A 22,330-nucleotide genomic window follows, 5' to 3' on the forward strand; every position below is an offset into this window, starting at 1 on the left:
AGGGCTTTTGTAGTTTTGCGTCCGTCAAAAAAAGTTGGCGCCTTGCCGCCGTGCGCCGCGCTGGTCGGCGCCAGCGGCTTTCAGCTTGCGCGCGCTAACGCCACCGCATCGGCCCCCGCCGGGAAATGCAGCTGTTCCGACACATCATTGGCCGCGTGCCAGACTGCTTCCGCAACGTCCGTCTCCTTGGTGATCAGAGCCGGATTGGCGAAAGCGGCGAAGATCGGCTGCGCGAACGCGGCATAGGTCTCAGGGATCAGATCTTCGATGCGCACGCCGGTGTTCTGCGAAAACCGCGTGCTCGGAGCGTAGCCGGGCTCGACCAGCTTGGCGCGCACGCCGAAGGCGCGAAGCTCGTGGACGAGCGATCCGGTGAACCCCTCGATCGCCGTCTTGCTGGCGGTATAGGCGGCGGCAAGCGGCATGGCGGCGAGCGTCACGCTGGACGTCACGTTGACCACGACGCCCGACCGCCTGCTGCGCAACTGCGGGATCACCGCCTGGGTCATCGCCATGACGCCGAACGTGTTGGTCTCGAAGATCTTGCGCACATGCGCCATCGGTGTTGCCTCGAACGCGCCGACCACGCCGATGCCGGCATTGTTGACGAGCGCATCGATCGGGCCGCTGGCTTCCAGTGCCGCCAAAATGTTGTCGGGGTCGGTCACATCCAGCTGCAGCACGCGCAGGCGTGCCGATCGCGGCAGGATATTCTCGCGCGGCGTGCGCATGGTCGCAACCACGTTCCAGCCCTTGGCGTGAAAGAGGCGGGCGGTCTCAAGGCCGTAGCCGGACGAGCAGCCAGTGATCAATACGGTTTTCATGACGATTTCCTTGGTTGGTTCTAATCGTGCCATGATACCGAGCGAAATTCGGACGATATATAATTGAAAGTCCGTATTTGATTTGCGATAGTCCAGATATGATTGATCCACTCTCCGAAATCATCACGCTGCTGCGGCCACGTGCGGTGTTTACCAAAAGCATCAGCGGTGCTGGCCGCTGGGGCGTGCGCTATTCCGAGTTCGGTCATCCCGGCTTCTGCACCGTCCTCGAAGGCGCCTGCCGCCTGGCCGTCGACGGTCAGGATGTGCTGACGCTCGAGGCGGGCGATTTCGTCCTTTTGCCGACGACGCCCGGCTTCACCATGTCGGGCTTCGAGCCCGTCACCCCTGTATTCATCGATCCGAAGGCAACGCCTGCTCCGGGCGACGAGGTTCGCCACGGCGATCCCGATGGACCGCCAAGCGTGCGGCTGCTCGGCGGCTACTTCGTCTTTGAAACGGAGGATGCGGGATTGCTGGTGTCGCTGCTGCCGGCGCAGGTGCATGTGCGCGGCGCCGAGCGGCTTTCCATCCTGGTTCGGTTGCTGACAGAAGAAGCTGCCGAACAGCGCGCCGGTCGCGATCTGGTGCTGGCGCGCCTGGTCGAAGTGCTGCTCATCGAGGCGTTGCGGTTGACCCAGCGGCCGGATGCCCCGCCGGGCTTGCTGCGCGGGCTTGCCGATCCGCGTCTGGCAGACGCGATCAGGGCGATGCACGGCAATCCGGCGCGATCCTGGACAGTGGCCGAGCTTGCGAAGGCGGCCGGGCACTCTCGCTCGGCGTTCTTCGAAAGGTTCACCCGCAACGTCGGCCTGGCGCCGATGGAATACCTGCTCGCCTGGCGCATGGCGATGGCAAAGGATCTGCTGCGCAGCCACAACGCCGAAATCTCCGATGTCGCCGAACGGGTCGGTTACGGCTCGGCCAGCACCTTCAGCACCGCCTTCAGCCGGCACGTGGGACAGGCGCCGGGACGGTATGCGCGGGCGGGAGCAGGGGGGTAGGCGGCTTGCGCCGTGACGGAGCAATGTCTGACAGCAAAATCAATGGGAGAAAATGGCGCACCCGACATCCGCCAATTTATTTGCTCTCTGAGATTAAGCTAATGAAAAATAACAATAAAAAAGTTTAGCTGTTTGTAGGTTGTGTTGCAAAATGTGTTACGTCACGCGACGATAGAAGCCGTCGAATGTCACGCCCGATCCGTATTGCCCGCCAATATCCTCTTCCCATATCGTCAAGTGACCGTCGTCAGTGAATTTAAGTTCAGTAGTCGCCGGCCCCTGAATTACGAGCGACGGGCGACTGTAGAACAACGATATTTCATCTATGATTTCAGAGAAGAAATCTAAGGAGCCCATGTTAGGTCCGTGCTCGCGTGAGACGCCGTGGTAGGCCGTGCCCGTAACGAAGTATCTTGGCTGCCCATCGGCTTCGTCGGGCAAGGGAATGATTTGAAGTTCAGCGGGGCTTTCATTGCTGCCTAGCCGCACCCATTGACCTGCGTACGGGTCTCCATCTGGTAGAGATAGAATGCCGAAGTGGACCTTTTGCACTAGCGCTGACCCTAACCAGTCAAGCAGCTCTTCCTTATATTTCTTTACCTCCTGAACCTTGAAACCCTTCCTCTGAGAGGTGGTCGTGTCGTACTCGTCATGATGTTGCAAACAGAGGAATGCCAAGTTTGCGGGGGAGTGATTAGAGTTATTGCGATCCAGGTGGGCGATCTGGCCTGCTTTTATCTCCGAGTCTCGGTTCAAGGCGAAACAAATACAGCATCGCCTACGGCTTTCGACGAGCGCAGAGGTTTCGTTTTCAGTTGGCATCCGTGAACGCGCCATTCTTCCTCCAAACGCTCGAAAATCTCGTATCTCAGTTCATTGACCAGCAGGCGGCTCATAGCGTTGGTTTCTGCGAACGCCAGTCACCACTGACGCTGGCAGTAAGTCCAATTGATCCTGCTCCGTTCGTGAGGTGAAGGGACCAAGTTGCGCCTCAGTGTAGTCGTGCCAAGCTCGGCCAAAATCGTTTATGAATTTTTGGAGGTTATCCGACGCGAGAGGGGCGTATCTGGGACGCCAAAGAAGTAGAGCGTCGGGGCTGTCTGGAAGCTCAATATAGTGATTTGTTATATAGACGTAAGCACGTATGCTACGAAAATTAGTCCCGGTAAGTATGTCGCTAATCAAAGCCTCAATGATTGCCGGTGGAATGCCTTTATAGTTGTCGTTTACGCAGAGCAAAACTCCCTCAAATCCCGTCAAGCCGAGTTCTTGCTTTGTCTCTCGTATCTGTGTGTTTGCCTTTTTTACGATGCGCTGCAAGGGCGCGCGTAAGATATCGACAGCCCCTCTAAACATAAGGCGGGTCGCGTCTTCTTCGCTAAGGTCGGCGCATCTTTCCCTGATGATAGCGAATTTCTTTTCAGCTTCGGCGGATTGTGCGAACTCGGTCTCTAGCACTTTAAGTTCTGCAACGACGCCAGCGTCTCGAAAAAGATAGTCAGCCTTCTTCACGCCCATGCGGGTTATCAGATTATCAATCCGTTCGCCACCAACACGACCAATACACTGATCGAAATGCTTTTCTTCGGCAACGCCCTTCAGTTTACTGTAGTCATTCTCTTCCACGGTGGTGTCCTGCTCCCTTCTTGAGAGTTTCTTCTATCTCGGGGCGTACATCGCGGCAACAACGTGAGACATTTCATGTAAACTAAGTTTCGTTCTATCGGGCTAGAAACGCGGACCTAAAAACTGTCTTTCCGACCTTCGGTCGCGGCGGCGCTGGAAAGCTCGGATTCTCGTCTGTCGAGATCGATATTGATGAGGCCGCGAGCCGCGAGGCTATAGGTGAAAGCGTCCAGGCACTCGGCTCGCCTGCCAAGGATACGCTCGAGGCTCGCGTCGGTTGACCTCTCGTATAGCGGACGATCCGCCGTTCGCTGACAAGCTCCTCGAAGAACCGCGCTTCGAGGGAGCCGGCAAATCGGATGCTCTTGCCTGCCGACAGGCGATTGAAGATCGAATTTTTGATGGCATCGCTGCCGACGATAAAGACCGACTGACCTTTGACGTTCGAGCGCTGCAACGGCGGTCGGCTGAAACCCGCCATGCCCTTCGAGGCTGCGACCTTGCGACCGAATCGTGGGCGAGCAAAGGCATAGACGTGCGGTTGATGCTCCCCGTCGCCAGAATCGATCAGCGCCGCAGATATGCCAATGTGAGCGCCGCGAGGGTGTTGCCATATCGTCTTGAGGAGATCATCCACTTCTGCCCAAAGGTCATCCGAGTCGAACCGCCCATATATCTGCCCATTGGCGAGCACGAACGTCTCGGTTCGGCTATGGCCGGTCAGCACCCAATCCGCCCATTGGTCTTGCAGGTCGATGCCTGCCGTGACGAAAAGGATATCGGGTGGCAAATCCGCGAGGCCGAACGGCTCGGTGCGGCTTCGAAGCTCATCCTCGTCCAGTTCGTCGCCCCCGTCTCGGAAGCCCTTGCCATGCCGAATAGATATCGCTCGGCAATTGCGCTCGCAACCTGCCCATGTGTGCAAAATGGGTTACGAAATGTGTTACAAAAAATCGGCCTAGGATTCTTAACTAGCTGATTTCATTGCGTAATTTTGTGAAAAATGGCGCACCCGACAGGATTCGAACCTGTGACCTTTGGAATCGGAATCCAACACTCTATCCAGCTGAGCTACGGGTGCATCCGTTTGCAGCAAGGCCGCCGAAGCGGGCTGTGAGCGGTTCATAGCTTAGCTTGCGCGCCGCTTCAATGGTGAAATGACGGAGTTCGCAGGGGAATTTGCGTTCGGCTCACAAATTGATGCGCAAGTCGCCGGCCGGTCAGGCCTCTGTAGCATGCCTTGCGATGCATCGGACAGGGACGATTGAAAGCTCCGACAGCGCGCGAGGCGCGGTGGAGTAGGCGAGTGTGGCAGGCGCCGCAGGGCGTGTTGCGACGAGGCAAGGTGAAGGACCAAGTCAGCAAAAAGATGGCCCGGCAATTGCCGGGCCATTCGGTATCGTTGTTACGCCGTCTGCATGGCGCCGGGGCCGGGGATCGCCTTGGGCGGTACCTTACCCATGATGATCATGCCGAGCACTTCATCCTTGGTCACGTCCTCGGTGCGGGCCTGGCCGACGACCTGGCCGTTTTTCATCACCGAGACGCGGTCGGCGAGGTCGAAGACGTCGTGGATGTCGTGGCTGATCAGGAAGATGCCGATGCCTTCGCGCTTCAGCTGCTTGATCAGTTCGCCGACCTGGGCGGTTTCCTGGGGCCCGAGGGCCGCCGTCGGTTCGTCCATGATCAGGATGCGGGCGTCGAAAAGGATCGCGCGGGCAATCGCCACCGACTGCCGCTGGCCGCCCGAAAGCGCCTTCACCGGTTCCTTGAAACGCTGGAAGTTGGGGTTGAGACGCCCCATGACTTCGCGGGCCTTGGCTTCCATCGCCACGTCGTCGAGCGTGCCCCAAGGGGTGCGCAGCTCGCGGCCGAGATAGAGGTTTGCGGCTGCGTCGACGTTATCGGCGACGGCCAGCGTCTGGTAGATCGTCTCGATGCCGTACTTCTTGGCGTCGCGCGGATTGCTGATGTCGGCGGCTTCGCCATTGATCAGGATCTCGCCGGCGTCGCGCCTGTAGGCGCCCGACAGGATCTTGATCAGCGTCGACTTGCCGGCACCGTTGTGGCCGAGAAGCGCCACCACCTCGCCGGGGTAGAGGTCGACGGAGGCGTTGTCGACCGCATGGATGCCGCCGAAGGAGATGGAAATGTTCTTCATTTCCACGAGCGGAGTGCGTTGGTCTTTCATTGGTCGGACCCCTTCTTACTTGGCACGGGCGCGGTAGATCGTGTCGAGCCACACGGCGACGACAAGAACCACGCCGACGACGATGCGCTGGAACGGCGAGTCGATCCCCAGCAGCACCATGCCCGACTGCAGCGATTGCATGACGAGTGCGCCGATCATCGCGCCGGCGATCGTGCCGACGCCGCCGGCAAGCGACGTGCCGCCGATAACGGCGGCTGCGATCGTGTAGAGCTCGTCGAGCTCCCCTTGCGCGTTGGTCGCGGCATTGAGGCGGGCGGTCGAGATTGCCGCCGCGATGGCGCAGAGCACGCCCATCAGCATGAAGATCTTCACCGTGACCCAGCGGGTCTTGATGCCGGCAAGTTCGGCCGCCTCGGGGTTGCCGCCGAGCGCGAAGACATACCGGCCGAAGCGCAGGCGGGTGGCGATGAACGTCATGACGATGCCGACGGCGATGGCGACCAGCACGGGGATGGCGATGCCGTGCGGGATCAGCAGGCCACCGTCCGGCCAGGCGATGCCGTTGGCGTCGGCATATTTGCGGGCGATGTTGACCGGCCAGTAATAGTGGTTGGCGATGGCGATTGCGCCCATCACCAGGATGCAGCCGAGGATGCCGAGGAAATACTCGGCCCAGACCGGCCGCAGCGGAAAGCCGAAACGCTTGCGCTGCTTGCGCGAGTTGAGGATGGCCCCGACGATGGCGATACAGGCGATGATGCCGACGATCCAGCTGGCCGTCGCCCCGATCGACCCCTCGGTGCCGCCGCCCATCAGGCGGAAGGTGGCGTTCATCGGCGCGACGGTCTGGCCGCTTGTCACGAACCAGGTGGCGCCGCGCCAGACGAGCAGGCCGCCGAGCGTGACGATAAAGGCCGGCACATTGAGGAAGGCGATGATCGAGCCCTGGAGCGCGCCGATCGCCGCACCGACGGCGATGCCGCAGGCAAGCGTAATGATCCAGATCGCGGGATGCTCGAGCCCGAGATATTGCGGCAGGACCTTGACCTGCATGACCCCCATGATCATGCCGCAGAAGCCGAGCACGGAGCCGACCGACAGATCAATGTTGCGGGTGACGATGATCAGCACCATGCCGGTCGCCATCACGGCGACGGACGAGGTCTGAACCGTCAGGTTCCAAAGGTTGCGCGGCGTCAGAAACAGGCCGCCGGTCATGATCTGGAAGCCGAGCCAGATGATGGCGAGTGCACCGACCATGCCAAGCAAGCGGGTGTCGATCTCGGTGGCGCGGAAAAAGCGCTTCACCGGGTTCTCGTCGGCATTGCGGGCACGATGGGCCTCGGTGCTCTGTGTCTGGTTGCTCTGTGTGATGTCGGCCATGGACGTGCCTTCCCCCCACTTTCTGTTGATGTCACCGCGTCCGCCGGCGCTAAACGGCCGGAATGGGACGCGACAAGTCTGATGATGAAGACAGCTGTCGAGCGCTTCTCGTTCGTGCCAATGCGTGCCCGAAGGCTTACAGCGCCGCGTGTCAAATATGACGCGCTAAGGACGCTGTAAAACGTCAAGCATGCTGCATGATCTTCTCCTTAAATCGGTTCCGATTTAAGGGATTATGCAGCAGGCATTGTCCGCCCCGGCCACACCTTGCGCAAGCGCCGCAACGGGGTGCGTTGCGGCGCTTGTCGAAGGTTAGAGCTCAACCCTGTCCGGGCGGCTTACTTGCACGCAGCGACGTCGCCCTTGACGCCCTGGCAGGCTTCATCCTTGGAGATCCAGCCGGCGTCGATGACGACGTTCAGATTGTCCTTGGTGATCGGAAGCGGTGCGAGGAAGACCGACTGCATGGCAACACCCTTGGGGCCGCCATTGAAGGCCGTCACGCCGGCGATTTCTTCCATCTTCTTGCCGCTCGCCAGTTCGGCGGCGATTTCGGCCGCACGCTTGCCGAGTTCACGCGAGTCCTTCCAGACCGAAACGGTCTGGGTGCCGAGTGCGACGCGGTTGAGGGCTGCCTTGTCGGCGTCCTGGCCGGAGACCGGAACGGAGCCGGCAAGCCCTTGAGCGTCGAGCGCTGCGATCGCACCGCCGGCGGTGCCGTCGTTGGAAGCGACGACCGCATCGACCTTGTTGTCGTTGGCGGTCAGGAACTGCTCCATGTTCTTCTGGGCATTTTCCGGCTTCCAGCCGTCGGTGTAGGCTTCACCGACATTCTTGATCTTGCCGGCGTCGACGGCTTCCTTCAGCACTTCCATCTGTCCGGAGAACAGGAAGTCGGCGTTCGGGTCGGCAGACGAGCCCTTGATGAAGACATAGTTGCCTTCCGGCTTGACCTTGAACACTTCGCGAGCCTGCATGCGGCCCACTTCCTTGTTGTCGAAGGTGATGTAGAAGGCGGCCGGATTTTCGATCAGGCGGTCGTAGCCGACGACCGGAATGCCTTCGGCAGCAGCCTTTTCGATGGCCGGGGCAATGGCGTCGCTGTCCTGTGCCAGCACGATCAGGGCGTTGGCGCCCTGGGCGATCAGCGACTCGACGTCGGTCAGCTGCTTGGCAGCGGAAGACTGGGCGTCGGCGGAAATGTACTTGTCGCCGGATGCCTCAAGCGCTGCCTTGATGGCGGCTTCGTCGGTTTTCCAACGCTCTTCCTGGAAGTTGGACCAGGAAACGCCGACCACCAGATCCTTGGCGATAGCGGCGGAATGCATCGACGCGATGATGGCAGCCCCTGCCATCAGCTTCAAAACGGATTTCATTTCATCCTCCCGAGTGGCGGCCGGCTGAGCGTGCGAACCTCCCGCACCATCCTCGACCAGCCTTGCAACGCTGTCGAAATGCCACCGTAAACTTCGTCCGGTTTTATTTTCTCGACAGTCGAGAAAATGAATGTCAGAGAATCCGGGGCCTGTCAACACGGCCAACCCGGTTGCGTATGGCCTGTCGATGCGCCCGTTTCCGGCGCTTGTCGCCGGGGATGCGGTGAGGGCCTGGGTGATACGGACGCAGGCTGGAAGGGGATTGTTATGTCATATCAACAGTTCCGGCCGCTAAACCGAGGGTGGGTCTCGGGTGCTTTGCCCGCGACCCTGATGGGTCTTGTTCGATGGCCGTGCCGTTCAGCTCTGGTGACAGCCTTCTCGCTCAGCTCCGAGCAAGTTCATTGCCGTCGCCTGGCTCCCAAAATGGCCTGTGGATTATTTCTCGACAGTCGAGAAAATCAGTGGCAGAGATTGGCAAGGCTGTCGACGAGGCCGTCAGCGCCTTGCCTCGTCGTGCAACAGATGCTTTGGGAGGGCATGTGTTCGAAGGATCCGCCACCTGCAAGGACGTATGATGCTGACCAAGTCCAGCACTGAGCTCGTGCGTCAGCAGAACAGCGCTCTGGTTCTTGCCGCGCTCAGGCGCGCCCGCAATCTCTCCCATACCGAAATTTCTGCCGCCACCGGGCTTGCCTCGGCGACCGTGTCGGCGATCACCGCCGAGCTCGAACGGGCCGGCGTGATCGCCAAGGCGGAACAGCAGGTGCAGGGCGGGCGAGGGCGTCCGCGCGTGCTGTTCACGCCGCGCCGCGACTGCGGCTATGTCATCGTCGTGCGCATCTCTTCCGATGTGGTGCAGTATTCGCTGACCGACTATGGCGGCACTCTGCTCGACCGCTTCGAGGAGGGGCGCAATCACGATCAGCGCGGCACGGCCGCATTTGCGCAAACCTTCGTCGATGCGCTGGAGCGCTTGCTGCAACGCTCGCGCCTGACGCGTGACCGTGTGCTCGCCGTCTCTATCAGCAGCAAGGGGCTGGTCGACGCCGATACGGACGCGGCACGGCTCATCTGGTCTCCGGTGTTCGGCAGCGAGCAGCTCGACTTTGCCGCGTTGCTTGCGCCCGAGTGGCGGGCGAAGGTGATGCTCAACAATGAGACGCTGCTGGTGGCGCAGGCGCTGGCGGCGCAAGCGGAGCGCGCGCCGGAGGGTGGCTTCCGGTCGCTCGCCGCCATCTCGCTCGGCCACAGCATCGGCCTCGGGGTTGCCCGCAAGGGCAGGTTCGGCGAGATCGACGTGACGGCGCCGAACTTCGGGCACATGCTGCATGCGCCATCGGCGGGGCTGTGTCGGTGCGGCGCCTATGGCTGCATCGAAGCAGCGGCCGGTTTCTACGGCATCCTCAGGGCAGCCTTCGAAGTGCCGCCCGACACGATCCCGGCGAAGTTCGTGCCGATTGCCGAGATGGACAAGATCGCAGCGAGTGCGCGCCAGGGGCACCGCATGGCCGGCTATGCCTTTCGCCAGGCCGGCCTTGCGCTCGGCAACGGCATCTCGCGTATGCTCAGTCTTTACGAACGCATGCCGATCTATGTCACCGGCCCCGGCACGCGCTACTTCGATCTGTTGCGCGGCGGATTGGAGGAGGGCGTATCGCAGTCGCTTCAGCTCCGGCTTCAGGGCGCACCGGAAATATCGGTCGTGCTCGACGAGCAGCGGCTTGTTTTCGACGGACATCTCGAGCGTGCCCTGGGCGTGATCGACAGCGATATTGCCGCGGCCGGGTAGCCCCGAACAGCGGCCGCCTCGACGGCGCAGGCGAGGCAACCTTTTTTGGGGTTGTGCCGAAGGAGAACAATCACGGTAATACAATTTACAGTTATTTAGCAACTCCTTGTCAATGTGTCATTGACGCGGGAGACGATCATGTTTTCAGTGATTGCATGCATACGCGATGACCACGATTGGCGTCTGGTTCTGGTTGCCGCCGTGGTTTGCCTGGCCGGTTGCGTCGCAACCATGCTGTTGCTGCTGCGCGCCCAGCGAAGCGAAGGCAGCCAGCGCGGGCTTTGGACCGCGGCTAGCGGTTTTGCATGCGGTATCGGCGTCTGGTCGACCCATTTCATTACCATGCTCGCCTATGATGGCGGTATGACGGTTTCCTATGGCGTCTGGGGGACAACGCTGTCTATCGTTCTCGCGATAGCTGCGGCATGGGTTGCTTTCACCGTCGGGCTTGGTGCGCGGTCGCATTACGCAATGGCATCAAGCGGCGTCATCCTGGGCGTCGGCATAGCCGCCATGCACTTTACCGGTATGCAGGCGCTCGAGATGCCGGGACACGTTGTCTATGACGCAAGGTTCACGGTTTTCGCCATGGTCGTCGGCACCTTGCTGGCGATCGCAGCGCTGCATGCGTTTCATGTGCTGCGCAATGTCCGCCGGCTCGTCGTCTCGAGCCTGCTACTCGTCGTTGCCATCTGCGTCCTGCACTTCACCTCGATGAGCGGCGTCACGCTGGTGCCGGCACCGGATATTCCGGCAGCCGACATCATCCATCCGGCCTGGCTTGCCGGCGGGGTCATCGCTGCCTCGACCATGTTGATCATCCTGGCCTTCGGCGCGCTGTTCGTCGATCGACATCTGACCGACCTGCGCGGGCTTGCCAATGCATCGCTGGAAGGTATGGCCATCGTGCATGAAGGCCGCATCATCGACGCCAATGAGCGTTTTGTGCGCCTGACCGGATGGAAGGTTTCGGAGCTTGCCGGCAGAGATCCGGCGGCGGTTTTCGCTTTCGGTGAGGAAGGGCTGCAGGGCCATCATCGCGGCGACGGCCCCGGGGAAATCGATCTGATCAATGTGGCCGGCCAGTCCGTACCGGTCGAGTTCATGTGCCGGACGATCGAATATCGTGGGCGCGAATGCGAGGTGATCTTCGTGCGCGACCTCAGCGCGCGCAAGGAAGCCGAACGCACGATCGAGCATCTGGCGCACCACGATGCGCTGACCGATCTTCCCAATCGTGGCTTCTTCAACCGGCGCCTGGCCCAGGTCATGGCGGCTGCGGCGGCGAAGAACGAGCAGCTTGCCATCCTTTACCTCGACCTCGACCGCTTCAAGGCAGTCAACGATATCTTCGGCCATAGCGAGGGAGACCGTATCCTCATGAAGGTCGCCGACATCCTGCGCAAGGCTGCCGGCGACGGCGATACCGTCGCTCGGCTCGGCGGCGACGAATTTGCCATTCTTCAGGTGGGCGGCGAACAGCCGGAGGCGGCACGTCACCTGTCAGACCGCATCCTGACGTTTTTTGCCGCTGAGATGGATACGAACCGCGATCCGACCGCCGTCGGCGTCAGCATCGGTGCTGCAATCTACCCTGCTGATGGCGACACCGGCGACCGGCTGCGCAACAATGCCGACACCGCTCTCTACCGCGCCAAGCAATCCGGCAAGGGGATTGCCTGCTTCTTCGACACGGAGATGGACGAAGCGGTGCGCACGCGCCGGCAGATCGAAAACGACCTGCGCCACGCCGTGCTTCGCCGGCAGCTCTTCCTTGAATATCAACCTATCGTCGATCTGCGCGGCGATCGGATCCTGGGCTACGAAGCGCTCTTGCGCTGGATGCACCCGGAGCGCGGCCTGATCAGCCCCGATGTCTTCATCCCGATCGCCGAGCAAAGCGGTTCGATCATCCAGATCGGCGAGTGGGTGCTGGAGCAGGCCTGCAGGGAGGCGGCGAAATGGAACGAGCCCTTGCCGGTGTCGGTCAACATCTCGCCGGTGCAGTTCCTGCTTCCCAATCTTTTCGACCAGATTTTCGGCATCCTGCGGCGCACGGGTCTCGAGCCGCGCAGGCTTGAGCTGGAAATCACCGAAGCGGCCCTTCTGCACAATCGCGAAGACGTTCTCGCCACCCTCGGACGACTGCGGATCCATGGGGTGCGCATCGTCATGGATGATTTCGGCACCGGGCATTCCTCGCTCAGCAACCTGCAGACCTTCCCCTTCGACAAGCTGAAGATCGATTGCAGCTTCACCGCCGTGATCGACAAGGACCCCTCGGCGCACGCGATCGTGCGGGCGATCATCGCACTCGGTCACAGCCTCAACCTGCCTGTCGTGACCGAGGGTGTGGAGACGGAGCGGCAGCGTCAGATCCTGGTCGACGAGGGCTGCCTGCAGGTCCAGGGTTTCCTCACCGGCCGGCCCGGCGTTGCGCCGAGTACCGGACAGGAGGAGCAAGCGGACGAATGGGCGAATGCGCCGTTGCGCGCGGACGGCTGAAACGACTGGCCTGAAAATGCATATGGCCGAGCGTGATGCGCTCGGCCATTGGTTTTTGGGGTCTTGCCTGCGTGTCAGGCCACGCTAATCTGCCGCTTTTCTGTGACCGACTTTACGGCCGCGTCGGCCAGCGCCAGTGCTGCCAGACCATCCTTGCCCGACGGCGTGATTTCCGTGCCCTTTTCGATTGCGGAGATGAAGCTCTCGATTTCGTTGGCATAGGCTTCGGTGTAGCGAGTCATGAAGAAATCGTGCAGCGGCGGGCGCGTATAGCCGTCGCCATTGGCGATCTCAATCGAAACCGGGCGCTGGTTTTCGGCCGAGACGACACCCTTGGAACCGTGCACCTCGATGCGCTGGTCGTAGCCATAGGTGGCACGACGCGAGTTGGAGATGATCGCCTGCTTGCCGGATGCGGTCTGCAGGATGACCGAAACGCTGTCGTAGTCGCCGGCTTCGCCGATCGCCTTGTCGACGAGGACGGCGGCGGTTGCCGTTACCGATACCGGCTCTTCACCGAGCAGGAAGCGGGCCATGTCGAAGTCATGGATCGTCATGTCGCGGAAGATGCCGCCCGAACGCTTGATGTAGTCGACCGGCGGCGCGCCGGGGTCGCGGGACGTGATCGTCACCATCTCGACGTCGCCGATCTTGCCAGCGTCGATGGCCTTGCGAACGGCCATGAAATGCGGGTCAAAGCGGCGGTTGAAGCCGACCATCAGCTTGCCCTTGGTTTCGGCCACCACCTTCATGCAGGCCCTGACGCGATCGACATCGAGATCGATAGGCTTTTCGCAGAAGATCGCCTTGCCGGCGCGGGCGAAACGCTCGATCAGGTCGGCATGGGTGTCGGTCGGCGTGCAGATGACGACGGCGTCGATATCGGCTGATTTTTCGATCGCCTCGATGGTGCGGACCTGACAGCCATAGGCCTTGGCGATGGCATCGGCGGCGGCTGGAAAGGCATCGGCCACGGCGACAAGCACGGCATCCGGATTGCCGCTGACGGCCTTTGCATGAACCTTGCCGATGCGCCCGGCGCCCAGAAGACCAAATCTCACTGTCATCTCTGTCTCTCTCGAAATCCGGTCCTTGACCGGGAAGGTGCGTGATGATCGGCGCTCATCGCGCAAAGGCGCCGCGGAGAGGCAATTCCGCGAATCGGTTGCGAGGTTTCTGTCGGCAATGCTGCGCCGGCGGATGCCGCGCGCCTTCCTCTCCCTCGCTCGACCGCCTCGACCACGCGGCGCCGAACACCACTTGTTCGGAATGAAATGGCCGATGAGATCATTTTCGGAATTTTTATTCTATTTATACAGTGCCCGTCAAGTGCGGGCAGCGGTCGCGGGCTTGCGGCGGCAGGTGGATTTCCCCTACAAGAAATCCTTTGCCGATGACGAGCGCAAGACAGCCAGAGGACAAGATGATCAAACTCATCGACCCGGACCACGCCTTTTATCGACCCTTGTGGCGCCGGATTTTGATCTTCCTGGTCTGCGCCGGCTGGGCGGCGCTCGAATTCTATCACGACCAACCGTTCTTCAGCATCATCGCCTTGGCGATCGCTGCCTATGTCGGCTCCTCGCTTTTGCTTTTCTACAAGCCGACCGATAAGGCCACAGGCATTGAGAGTTCTGCGTCAAAAGACGAGATTCCCAAGGCTGACAACGACGCGTGAGCTGCGCTCAGGCCGCCTGCAACTGGCGCGACGCCTCGTCGATGAGCATGTTGGCGAGTTTCATCCGCACCGTGGCATTGGCGCGGAAGTTCTGCGGCAGGCGGTCGGGATGGTTGGCGGCGGCGAAGCTTCGCCGCTTGGCAGCGAGCGTCGCAAGCGTCTCCCTTTCACCAAGGTCGAGTTCCTCGGCGACCTCGGCAAGCGTGACGCGATTGAGAAACTCCGGCATCGGCTCTATCGGTGGCGGCTCGACGAAGGACGCATCGAAATAGGCGCGCTCGACGGCGCTGCGCGCAGCCGACGCGCTATCGCTGCCGCCGGCGACGAACGTGGTCGCGAACGAAGGCGCGCGTGACGCGCCGGAAATCTCCGTCACGGCGATCTCTTCCTCGCCTTCTTCCGTCTTCAGCCGCTCGAGCACGGACTGAAACACCGACATTCCAAACATGGAGCCTCCGCAATCCCTGGGCAAAATGCCGGATGGAGATTATCCCAGGCTGATCAATCAACCTTGGTTGATCGTGCCGGGCTGATCCGCTTGATCATGCCAGGCTGATCAGGCTCGCCCCTGCTTGAGAATAAGGTCGTAGAGCAGCTTGGCACTCGGCGGCAGCGCGCGCCCCTCGGCGGTGATCAACCCGTAAGGCTTGATGCGGATCGGGATCTCGGTCTTGAGAATGCGGATCTCGCCGGCCGGCGTGCCGTTGTCGGCGATCAGGTTGGCGACATCGAGCGCCACCGGGGCGATCGCATTGGTATTGCGCACAATCGACAGCGTCAGGATGATCGACGAGGTATTGATCACGGTTGCCGGTAGCCGCACGCCGGCGGATATGAAGCTGTCTTCGACCGCGCGGCGCAGCAACGTTCCGGGCGGTTGGAACACCCAGTCATAGGCGGGAAGATCTTCGGCACCGGCAATGGGCTTGTCGAGCAGCGGATGGCCGTCGCGCACGATCAGGCAGACCTCCTCATAGCCGATCTCGACCATGTTGAAGAGCCGCGGGCTGAGATCGTCGGGAATGCGTCCGACGACGAAGTCATGGCGGGCGGCGAGCAGCTCGCGCGTCAGCACATTGCTGTTTTCGATCTGGATGTTGATCTCGATGCCGGGATAGGCGGTGATGACCTGGCGGATAGCGGGCACGGCGAGGTTGAGCGCCGGCCCGGTCACCGAGCCGATCGACACCGAGCCGCCGCTGCCGGTCTTCAGTTCGCTGATCTCGCGCGACGCCTCGCGCAATTCCAGAAAGATCGTGCGCGCCCGCCGTGCCAACGCCTGGCCGTAGCGGGTCAGCTCCACACCGCGCGCGACCCGCTCGCAGATCGGCGCCTTCAGGATCGTCTCGATCTCCGCCAGCATACGCGAGGCGGCGGGCTGGGAGATGCCGAGTGTCTCGGCGGCAGCACTGATGCGACGATGATCGTCGATCGCCAGGATCAACCGGAGGTGATTGATCTTCAGTCCTGAGCGAAACAGCCCGCTGTCGAACTGTTCGGCGGGGATCCCTGTCGCGCCGGGCTTTCCTTCCTTCATCATCGTCGGCAATCCCGTTTTCAGAATGTTTCAAAAATCACACTGTTTCCGAGTATTATACCAATAATGATATGCTGGCAAAGCGATATTGTATTTGACAGTTATGGCTTTTGATTCCAGTTTTTTCCCATGTGCCAGTGCATGTGGGAGCATGCGGGCGGGGAGGACTTCCTTCACCTGGATCCACCGCCGGAGACGCGATCTCCGGGCCGGTGGATCGCTGCGCATAGGACGGGGAGGCTGCGGGCCTGCCGGCTTCAACACTTTTGGGAGAGACCTGATGAAATTGATTACTTCGCTTCTCGCAGCGGCCGCGATCTCCGTCGCGTCGTTTGCTGCCCCCGTCTTCGCACAGGACAAGGGCACGGTCGGCATTTCGATGCCGACGAAGACCTCGACCCGCTGGATCTCGGATGGCGAGACCATGGAGAAGCTGTTCAAGGAAGCCGGTTACACGCCGGACCTGCAGTTTGCCGACGATGATATTCCGAACCAGCTCGCCCAGATCGAAAACATGGTGACCAAGGGTGCCAAGGTTCTCGTCATCGGCGCCATCGACGGCACGACGCTGTCCGACATCCTGCAGAAGGCCCACGACGCCGGCGTCAAGGTCATCGCCTATGACCGTCTGATCCGCGATTCGGGCAATGTCGACTACTACGCCACCTTCGACAACTTCCAGGTCGGCGTGCAGCAGGCAACCTCGCTGGTACAGGGCCTGAAGCTCGACGGCGCGACCGAGCCGAAGAACATCGAACTGTTCGGCGGTTCGCCTGACGATAACAACGCCTTCTTCTTCTACGATGGCGCGATGTCGGTTCTGCAGCCGCTGATCGACAGCAACAAGATCGTCGTCAAGTCCGGCCAGAAGGGCATGGACCAGGTCGGCACGCTGCGTTGGGACGGTGCCGTTGCCCAGGCCCGCATGGAAAACCTGCTATCCTCCAACTACACTGACGCCAAGGTCGATGGCGTTCTTTCGCCCTATGACGGCCTGTCGATCGGCATCATCTCGGCGCTGAAGGGCGTCGGCTACGGCTCCGGCGACATGGCGATGCCAGCCGTAACCGGCCAGGATGCCGAACTGCCTTCGGTCAAGTCGATCCTTGCCGGCGAGCAGTATTCGTCGATCTTCAAGGACACGCGCGAACTCGCCAAGGTCACCGTCGGTATGGTCAACGCGATCATGGAAGGCAAGGAGCCTGAAGTGAACGACACCAAGACCTACGACAACGGCGTCAAGGTCGTTCCGTCCTACCTCCTGAAGCCGGTTGCCGTCGACAAATCCAACATCAAGGATGTGCTGGTCTCCTCCGGTTACTACACCGAAGATCAGATCAACAACTGATCGGATGACGTATCGGGGGTCCGCGATCCATCGCGGACCCTTTTATCCCGGTAAGGGAGCTTGTACTCTCTTGCCGACTGCCGCTGGAATGACTGAACATGGACAATATCATTCTCGAAATGCGTGGCATCACCAAGACGTTTCCGGGCGTCAAGGCGCTGGACAATGTCAGCTTCAAGGTTCGCGAAGGTGAGATCCACGCTCTGGTTGGTGAAAACGGCGCCGGCAAATCGACGCTGATGAAGGTCCTGAGCGGCGTCTATCCCGCCGGCACCTATGACGGCGAGATCTACTATGACGGCGAGCCCCGCCGCTTCTCGACCATCTCCGACAGCGAACATCTCGGCATCATCATCATCCACCAGGAGCTGGCGCTGGTTCCGCTGCTGTCGATCGCCGAAAACATCTTTCTCGGCAACGAGATCGCCACTAACGGCGTGATCCACTGGCCGCAGACCTTTGCCCGCACGCAGGAACTTCTGAAGAAAGTTGGCCTGAGCGAGCCTCCCGCCACGCTGATCACCGACATCGGCGTCGGCAAGCAGCAGCTGGTCGAGATTGCCAAGGCGCTGTCGAAGAAGGTGCGGCTCTTGATCCTCGACGAGCCGACCGCCTCGCTCAACGAAAACGATTCCGATGCGCTGTTGAAGCTGCTGATGGAGTTTCGCACGCAGGGCATGACCTCGATCATCATTTCGCACAAGCTGAACGAGATTCGTAAGGTCGCCGACCAGATCACCATTTTGCGCGACGGCGGAACCGTCGAAACGCTCGACTGTCAGACCGAGGATATCGGCGAAGACCGGATCATCAAGGGCATGGTTGGGCGCGCCATGGAAGACCGCTATCCGCCGCGCGAGCCGAAAATCGGCGAGACGCTGCTGGAAGTGAATAACTGGAACGTCTTCCACCAGCACCACCGCGACCGGCAGTTCCTGCACGACGTCAATTTCACGGTGCGGGCCGGCGAAGTGGTCGGCATTGCCGGCCTGATGGGGGCGGGGCGGACCGAAACGGCGATGAGCATCTTCGGCAAGTCCTGGGGCCACAAGATCACCGGCGACGTCCTGATGCGCGGCAAGCCGGTCGACGTCAGCACCATCCCGCGCGCCATCGACGCCGGCCTTGCCTATGTCACCGAGGACCGCAAGCAGCTGGGTCTCGTGCTGATCAACAACATCAAGGAGAACACCACGCTCTCCAACCTGAAGGCGGTGGCCTCGAAGGGTGTCATCGACGATCACAAGGAGGTCAAGGTCGCCTCCGACTATCGTTCGAAGCTGCGCATCCGCTCGCACTCAATCTATCAGGAAACGGTCAATCTTTCCGGCGGCAACCAGCAGAAGGTGGTGCTGTCGAAGTGGCTGTTCACCAATCCGGAAGTCCTCATCCTCGACGAGCCGACACGCGGTATCGATATCGGCGCGAAGTATGAAATCTACACCATCATCAACCAGCTTGCAGCCGAGGGCAAAGGCATCCTGATGATTTCATCGGAAATGCCGGAACTGCTTGGAACCTGCGACCGCATCTACGTCATGAACGAGGGCCGCATCGTCGCCGAGCTTTCGAAGGCGGAAGCGAGCCAGGAATCCATCATGCGTGCCATCATGCGTTCAGGGGAGAAACACTAATGGTCGCCGATACGAGCACCCAACCAAACAAACCCTCGATCGGGGACTATCTCAAGAACAACATCCGCGAATACGGCCTGCTGGTCGCGCTCGTGGTCATCATGCTGTTCTTCCAGTTCGTCACAAACGGCGTCCTGTTCCGTCCGGTCAACATCACCAACCTGGTGCTGCAGAACTCGTTCATCGTCATCATGGCGCTGGGCATGCTTCTGATCATCGTCGCCGGGCATATCGACCTTTCGGTCGGCTCGATCGTCGCCTTTATCGGCGCGATATCGGCGATCATGCTGGTTAAATGGGGCCTGCCGGCCATCGTCGTCATCCCCGCCTGTCTTGTTGTCGGCGGCATCATGGGGGCGGCGCAGGGTTATTGGGTCGCCTACCAGAAGATTCCTTCCTTCATCGTCACGCTGGCCGGCATGCTTGTCTTCCGCGGGTTGACCTATGTGGTGCTTGGCGGTCGGCCGATCGGCCCGTTCCCCAAGGAATTCCAGCTGCTGTCGACCGGCTTCGTTCCGGATTTCCTGTCGCTTTCGGACCCGGCAACGAGCCTGATCAAGAACTACGTTGCCCTGTTTGCCGTGGTGGCCCTGGTCGCCTACGCGATCTATGCCGGCTTCCGCAACCGCCGCATCAACGAGCAGCATGGTACCGAGAACGAACCCTTCATCTTCTTTGCCATCCAGATGGCGGTCATCGCCGCCGTTGCGTTGTTCATCGGCTTCCAGCTTTCGACCTATCGCGGGTTGCCGAACGTGCTGATCGCGATGGCGGTGCTGATCGCGCTCTACACCTTCATCACCACGCGCTCGACGATCGGCCGGCGGATTTATGCGATGGGCGGCAACGTCAAGGCGGCGAAGCTCTCCGGCATCAACACCGAGCGGCTGACCTTCTACACCTTCATCAACATGGGCGTGCTCGCAGCGCTTGCCGGCATGATCATCACCGCGCGGCTTAATTCCGCAACGCCGAAGGCCGGTGTCGGCTTCGAGCTCGACGTCATCGCGGCCTGCTTCATCGGCGGCGCTTCGGCGTCGGGCGGTGTCGGCAAGATCACCGGTGCGGTGATCGGCGCCTTCATCATGGGCGTGATGAACAACGGCATGTCGATCATGGGCATCGGCATCGACTACCAGCAGCTCATCAAGGGTCTGGTGCTGCTCGCTGCCGTGTTCTTCGACGTCTACAACAAGAACAAGGGCTGACGAGAGACCGAGTAGCCCGGATCGAACCAGTAACATTGAGCGGGCGGCTTCTGCTGCCAGGGTTGACAGCCGAAGCTGTCGGGATTGGGCGGCGAGAGCCACCCGAGGGACGGCGTTTTGCCTGAGATCAGGCAAAAGCCAAGGGCCCGAACGATACAAGGAAGGACAGGATCGTGTTGATTTCTCAGATCAGAAACGAAGACGGATCGACAACGGTCGCGGTGCGCGCGCCGGGTGAAACGGCCCGCGCGGTCAACGGCGCGACGAGCGTCTATGCGCTGGCGATGGAAGCCGCCAATGCCGGCCGCAGTCTCAAGGACACGGTCGAGACAAAGGGCCTCGGTGCGGCGGTCGATCTCGAAAGGGCCTATGCCGAAGGCCGCTTCCTGCCGCCGATCACCCACCCCGATCCGGCGCATCTGCATCTGACCGGAACCGGGCTGACGCATCTGGGTTCGGCCGCAACCCGCGACGCCATGCACAAGAAGACGACCGAGGCGGCGGCGGAGACGCTGACCGACTCGATGAAGATGTTCCGCATGGGTCTTGAAGGCGGCAAGCCGAAGTCGGGCGAAACCGGCGTGCAGCCGGAATGGTTCTACAAGGGCAACGGCACCTCGGCTGTCGCGCCAGGCTCGGCGCTCGTCTCTCCCGCCTTTGCCGAAGACGGCGGAGAGGAGCCGGAGATGGCCGGCATCTACGTGATTTCCGACAAGGGCGTGCCGTTCCGCATCGGCTTTGCCGTTGCCAACGAATTTTCCGATCACAAGACCGAGCGCGTCAACTATCTCTGGCTCGCCCACTCGAAGCTGCGCCAGGCGAGCTTCGGCCCGGAAATCCGCGTCGGCGCAGCGCCCGAGGATATCAGGGGAACATCGCGCATCCTGCGCGGCGGCAAGGTTCTCTGGGAAAAGCCGTTCCTGTCGGGCGAAGCCAACATGTCGCACAGCTTTGCCAACCTCGAGCATCACCATTTCAAATATGGCCTGTTCCGCCAGCCGGGCGACATCCACGTGCACATGTTCGGCACGGCAACGCTTTCCTTCGGCGACGGCATCCGCACCGAGGAGGGGGATGTCTTCGAGATCGAGGCAGCCGAGTTTGGTCTTCCCCTGCGTAACCCGCTTGCAATCGCGGCCGACGAAGAGGTCGCCATACATCAGCTCTGATATATCTGGTATGCCAGCGGATGGCCGCCGCGGAGCGGCTACCCCGCGAAAAGAAGATGAAGGAGGCTGAGGCCCATGACATTGCACCAGAACCTGATTGCCGGCGAATGGGTTGGCGGTGATGGCGTTGCCAACATCAATCCGTCCGACACCAACGACGTGATCGGGGACTATGCCCGTGCCTCGGCCGAAGATGCCAAGGCGGCGATCGCTGCGGCCAAGGCTGCCTTTCCGGCCTGGTCGCGCTCCGGCATTCTCGAGCGCCATGCCATCCTTAGAAAGACCGCCGACGAGATTTTGGCGCGCAAGGACGAGCTCGGGCGGCTGTTGTCGCGCGAAGAGGGCAAGACGCTGGCCGAAGGCATCGGCGAGACCGTGCGTGCCGGCCAGATCTTCGACTTCTTCGCCGGCGAGGCGCTCAGGCTGGCCGGTGAGGTCATTCCCTCGGTACGCCCGAACATCGGCGTTGAGATCACCCGCGAGCCGGTCGGCGTCGTCGGCATCATCACGCCGTGGAATTTCCCGATCGCCATTCCCGCCTGGAAGATCGCGCCGGCACTGTGCTACGGCAATACCATCGTCTTCAAGCCGGCCGAACTGGTGCCCGGTTGCTCGTGGGCCATCGTCGACATTCTCGTGCGCGCCGGCCTGCCCAAGGGTGTGTTGAACCTGGTGATGGGTAAGGGCTCGGTCGTCGGCCAGACGATGCTCGACAGCCCCGACATCCAGGCGATCACCTTTACCGGCTCGACCGGCACGGGCAAACGCGTGGCGCTGGCCTCGGTCGAGCACAATCGCAAATACCAGCTGGAGATGGGCGGCAAGAACCCGTTCGTGGTGCTCGACGATGCCGATCTCAATGTTGCCGTTGAAGCCGCCGTCAACTCCGCCTTCTTCTCCACCGGCCAGCGCTGCACCGCGTCCTCGCGGGTGATCGTCACAGAAGGCATTCACGACCGGTTCGTGGCGGCGATGGGCGAGCGCATGAAGGGTCTGATCATCGACGATGCGCTGAAAGCCGGCACTCATATCGGCCCGGTGGTGGACCAGAGCCAACTCAACCAGGACACCGACTATATCGCCATCGGCAGACA

19 protein-coding genes and 1 tRNA gene are annotated in these 22,330 nt (G+C 61.1%); 9 read left to right on the forward strand and 11 right to left on the reverse strand.

The features are described 5' to 3' along the window. Window positions 1–80: 80 nt before the first annotated feature. Window positions 81–824: an SDR family oxidoreductase gene (locus ABIE33_RS24255; RefSeq protein ID WP_429130360.1), complete on the reverse strand. Its 744-nt coding sequence runs from the start codon at window positions 822–824 to the stop codon at window positions 81–83. A gap of 98 nt (window positions 825–922) precedes the next feature. Here ABIE33_RS24255 and ABIE33_RS24260 point away from each other — a divergent pair, with 98 nt between their 5' ends. Then, entirely contained in the window at window positions 923–1,828 is a 906-nt protein-coding gene (locus tag ABIE33_RS24260; protein WP_429130361.1) for an AraC family transcriptional regulator, read from the forward strand. Between the two features lie 156 nt (window positions 1,829–1,984). Here the strand turns inward: ABIE33_RS24260 and ABIE33_RS24265 are convergent, their stop codons facing one another. The 7 genes from ABIE33_RS24265 to xylF all read right to left on the reverse strand — a co-directional run bounded on the left by ABIE33_RS24265 (window position 1,985) and on the right by xylF (window position 8,365). Continuing rightward, on the reverse strand, window positions 1,985–2,665 hold the full coding sequence (locus ABIE33_RS24265; protein WP_429130362.1) for a hypothetical protein: 681 nt from the start codon (window positions 2,663–2,665) through the stop codon (window positions 1,985–1,987). Window positions 2,666–2,701: 36 nt separating this feature from the next. Next, window positions 2,702–3,454, reverse strand: coding sequence for a hypothetical protein (locus ABIE33_RS24270; RefSeq protein WP_429130363.1), 753 nt, complete (start codon window positions 3,452–3,454; stop codon window positions 2,702–2,704). 94 nt (window positions 3,455–3,548) lie between these two features. Further along, window positions 3,549–4,379 carry a terminase gpA endonuclease subunit gene (locus tag ABIE33_RS24275; RefSeq protein ID WP_429130364.1) on the reverse strand — a complete coding sequence of 277 codons (831 nt, stop codon included), beginning with the start codon at window positions 4,377–4,379 and terminating at the stop codon, window positions 3,549–3,551. Window positions 4,380–4,458: 79 nt separating this feature from the next. Continuing rightward, window positions 4,459–4,535, reverse strand: a tRNA-Arg gene (locus ABIE33_RS24280). Window positions 4,536–4,859: 324 nt separating this feature from the next. Beyond that, the gene (locus tag ABIE33_RS24285) at window positions 4,860–5,645 is read right to left on the reverse strand and encodes an ATP-binding cassette domain-containing protein (protein ID WP_429130365.1); all 786 of its coding nucleotides are present in this window, start codon (window positions 5,643–5,645) and stop codon (window positions 4,860–4,862) included. A 15-nt stretch (window positions 5,646–5,660) separates the two neighbouring features. Beyond that, window positions 5,661–6,989, reverse strand: a complete 1,329-nt coding sequence (locus ABIE33_RS24290) for a sugar ABC transporter permease (RefSeq protein WP_429130366.1) — start codon at window positions 6,987–6,989, stop codon at window positions 5,661–5,663. A gap of 338 nt (window positions 6,990–7,327) precedes the next feature. Further along, complete coding sequence (gene xylF, locus ABIE33_RS24295; RefSeq protein ID WP_429130367.1) at window positions 7,328–8,365, reverse strand: D-xylose ABC transporter substrate-binding protein; 1,038 nt, start codon at window positions 8,363–8,365, stop codon at window positions 7,328–7,330. Between the two features lie 577 nt (window positions 8,366–8,942). Here xylF and ABIE33_RS24300 point away from each other — a divergent pair. Beyond that, on the forward strand, window positions 8,943–10,157 hold the full coding sequence (locus ABIE33_RS24300; RefSeq protein ID WP_429130368.1) for an ROK family transcriptional regulator: 1,215 nt from the start codon (window positions 8,943–8,945) through the stop codon (window positions 10,155–10,157). A gap of 138 nt (window positions 10,158–10,295) precedes the next feature. Beyond that, window positions 10,296–12,662, forward strand: a complete 2,367-nt coding sequence (locus ABIE33_RS24305) for a bifunctional diguanylate cyclase/phosphodiesterase (protein ID WP_429130369.1) — start codon at window positions 10,296–10,298, stop codon at window positions 12,660–12,662. A 74-nt stretch (window positions 12,663–12,736) separates the two neighbouring features. Here the strand turns inward: ABIE33_RS24305 and iolG are convergent, their stop codons facing one another. Next, the gene (gene iolG / locus ABIE33_RS24310) at window positions 12,737–13,729 is read right to left on the reverse strand and encodes an inositol 2-dehydrogenase (protein ID WP_429130370.1); all 993 of its coding nucleotides are present in this window, start codon (window positions 13,727–13,729) and stop codon (window positions 12,737–12,739) included. 356 nt (window positions 13,730–14,085) lie between these two features. Here iolG and ABIE33_RS24315 point away from each other — a divergent pair, with 356 nt between their 5' ends. Further along, window positions 14,086–14,340, forward strand: a complete 255-nt coding sequence (locus ABIE33_RS24315) for a hypothetical protein (protein ID WP_429130371.1) — start codon at window positions 14,086–14,088, stop codon at window positions 14,338–14,340. 7 nt (window positions 14,341–14,347) lie between these two features. Here ABIE33_RS24315 and ABIE33_RS24320 read toward each other — a convergent pair whose 3' ends face one another. Further along, window positions 14,348–14,788 carry a hypothetical protein gene (locus tag ABIE33_RS24320; protein ID WP_429130372.1) on the reverse strand — a complete coding sequence of 147 codons (441 nt, stop codon included), beginning with the start codon at window positions 14,786–14,788 and terminating at the stop codon, window positions 14,348–14,350. A gap of 108 nt (window positions 14,789–14,896) precedes the next feature. After that, window positions 14,897–15,877, reverse strand: coding sequence for a LysR family transcriptional regulator (locus tag ABIE33_RS24325; protein ID WP_429130390.1), 981 nt, complete (start codon window positions 15,875–15,877; stop codon window positions 14,897–14,899). A 280-nt stretch (window positions 15,878–16,157) separates the two neighbouring features. On the opposite strand from ABIE33_RS24325, the gene chvE reads away from it, so the two are divergent. The 5 genes from chvE to ABIE33_RS24350 all read left to right on the forward strand — a co-directional run. Continuing rightward, window positions 16,158–17,225: a multiple monosaccharide ABC transporter substrate-binding protein gene (gene chvE / locus ABIE33_RS24330; protein WP_112810676.1), complete on the forward strand. Its 1,068-nt coding sequence runs from the start codon at window positions 16,158–16,160 to the stop codon at window positions 17,223–17,225. Window positions 17,226–17,323: 98 nt separating this feature from the next. Next, the gene (gene mmsA / locus ABIE33_RS24335) at window positions 17,324–18,859 is read left to right on the forward strand and encodes a multiple monosaccharide ABC transporter ATP-binding protein (protein WP_429130373.1); all 1,536 of its coding nucleotides are present in this window, start codon (window positions 17,324–17,326) and stop codon (window positions 18,857–18,859) included. Continuing rightward, a complete protein-coding gene (gene mmsB / locus ABIE33_RS24340; RefSeq protein WP_429130374.1) occupies window positions 18,859–20,067 on the forward strand; it encodes a multiple monosaccharide ABC transporter permease in 1,209 nt (402 codons plus the stop codon). Before mmsA ends, mmsB begins: the two co-directional genes overlap by 1 nt. Window positions 20,068–20,240: 173 nt before the next feature. Then, entirely contained in the window at window positions 20,241–21,236 is a 996-nt protein-coding gene (gene araD1, locus ABIE33_RS24345; protein ID WP_429130375.1) for an AraD1 family protein, read from the forward strand. A 75-nt stretch (window positions 21,237–21,311) separates the two neighbouring features. Continuing rightward, window positions 21,312–22,330 (forward strand): aldehyde dehydrogenase family protein (locus tag ABIE33_RS24350; protein WP_429130376.1); only part of this gene is annotated, 1,019 nt, incomplete at its 3' end.

The organism is Ensifer sp. 4252 (assembly GCF_050434565.1).
In the GTDB taxonomy this organism is placed as follows: domain Bacteria; phylum Pseudomonadota; class Alphaproteobacteria; order Rhizobiales; family Rhizobiaceae; genus Ensifer.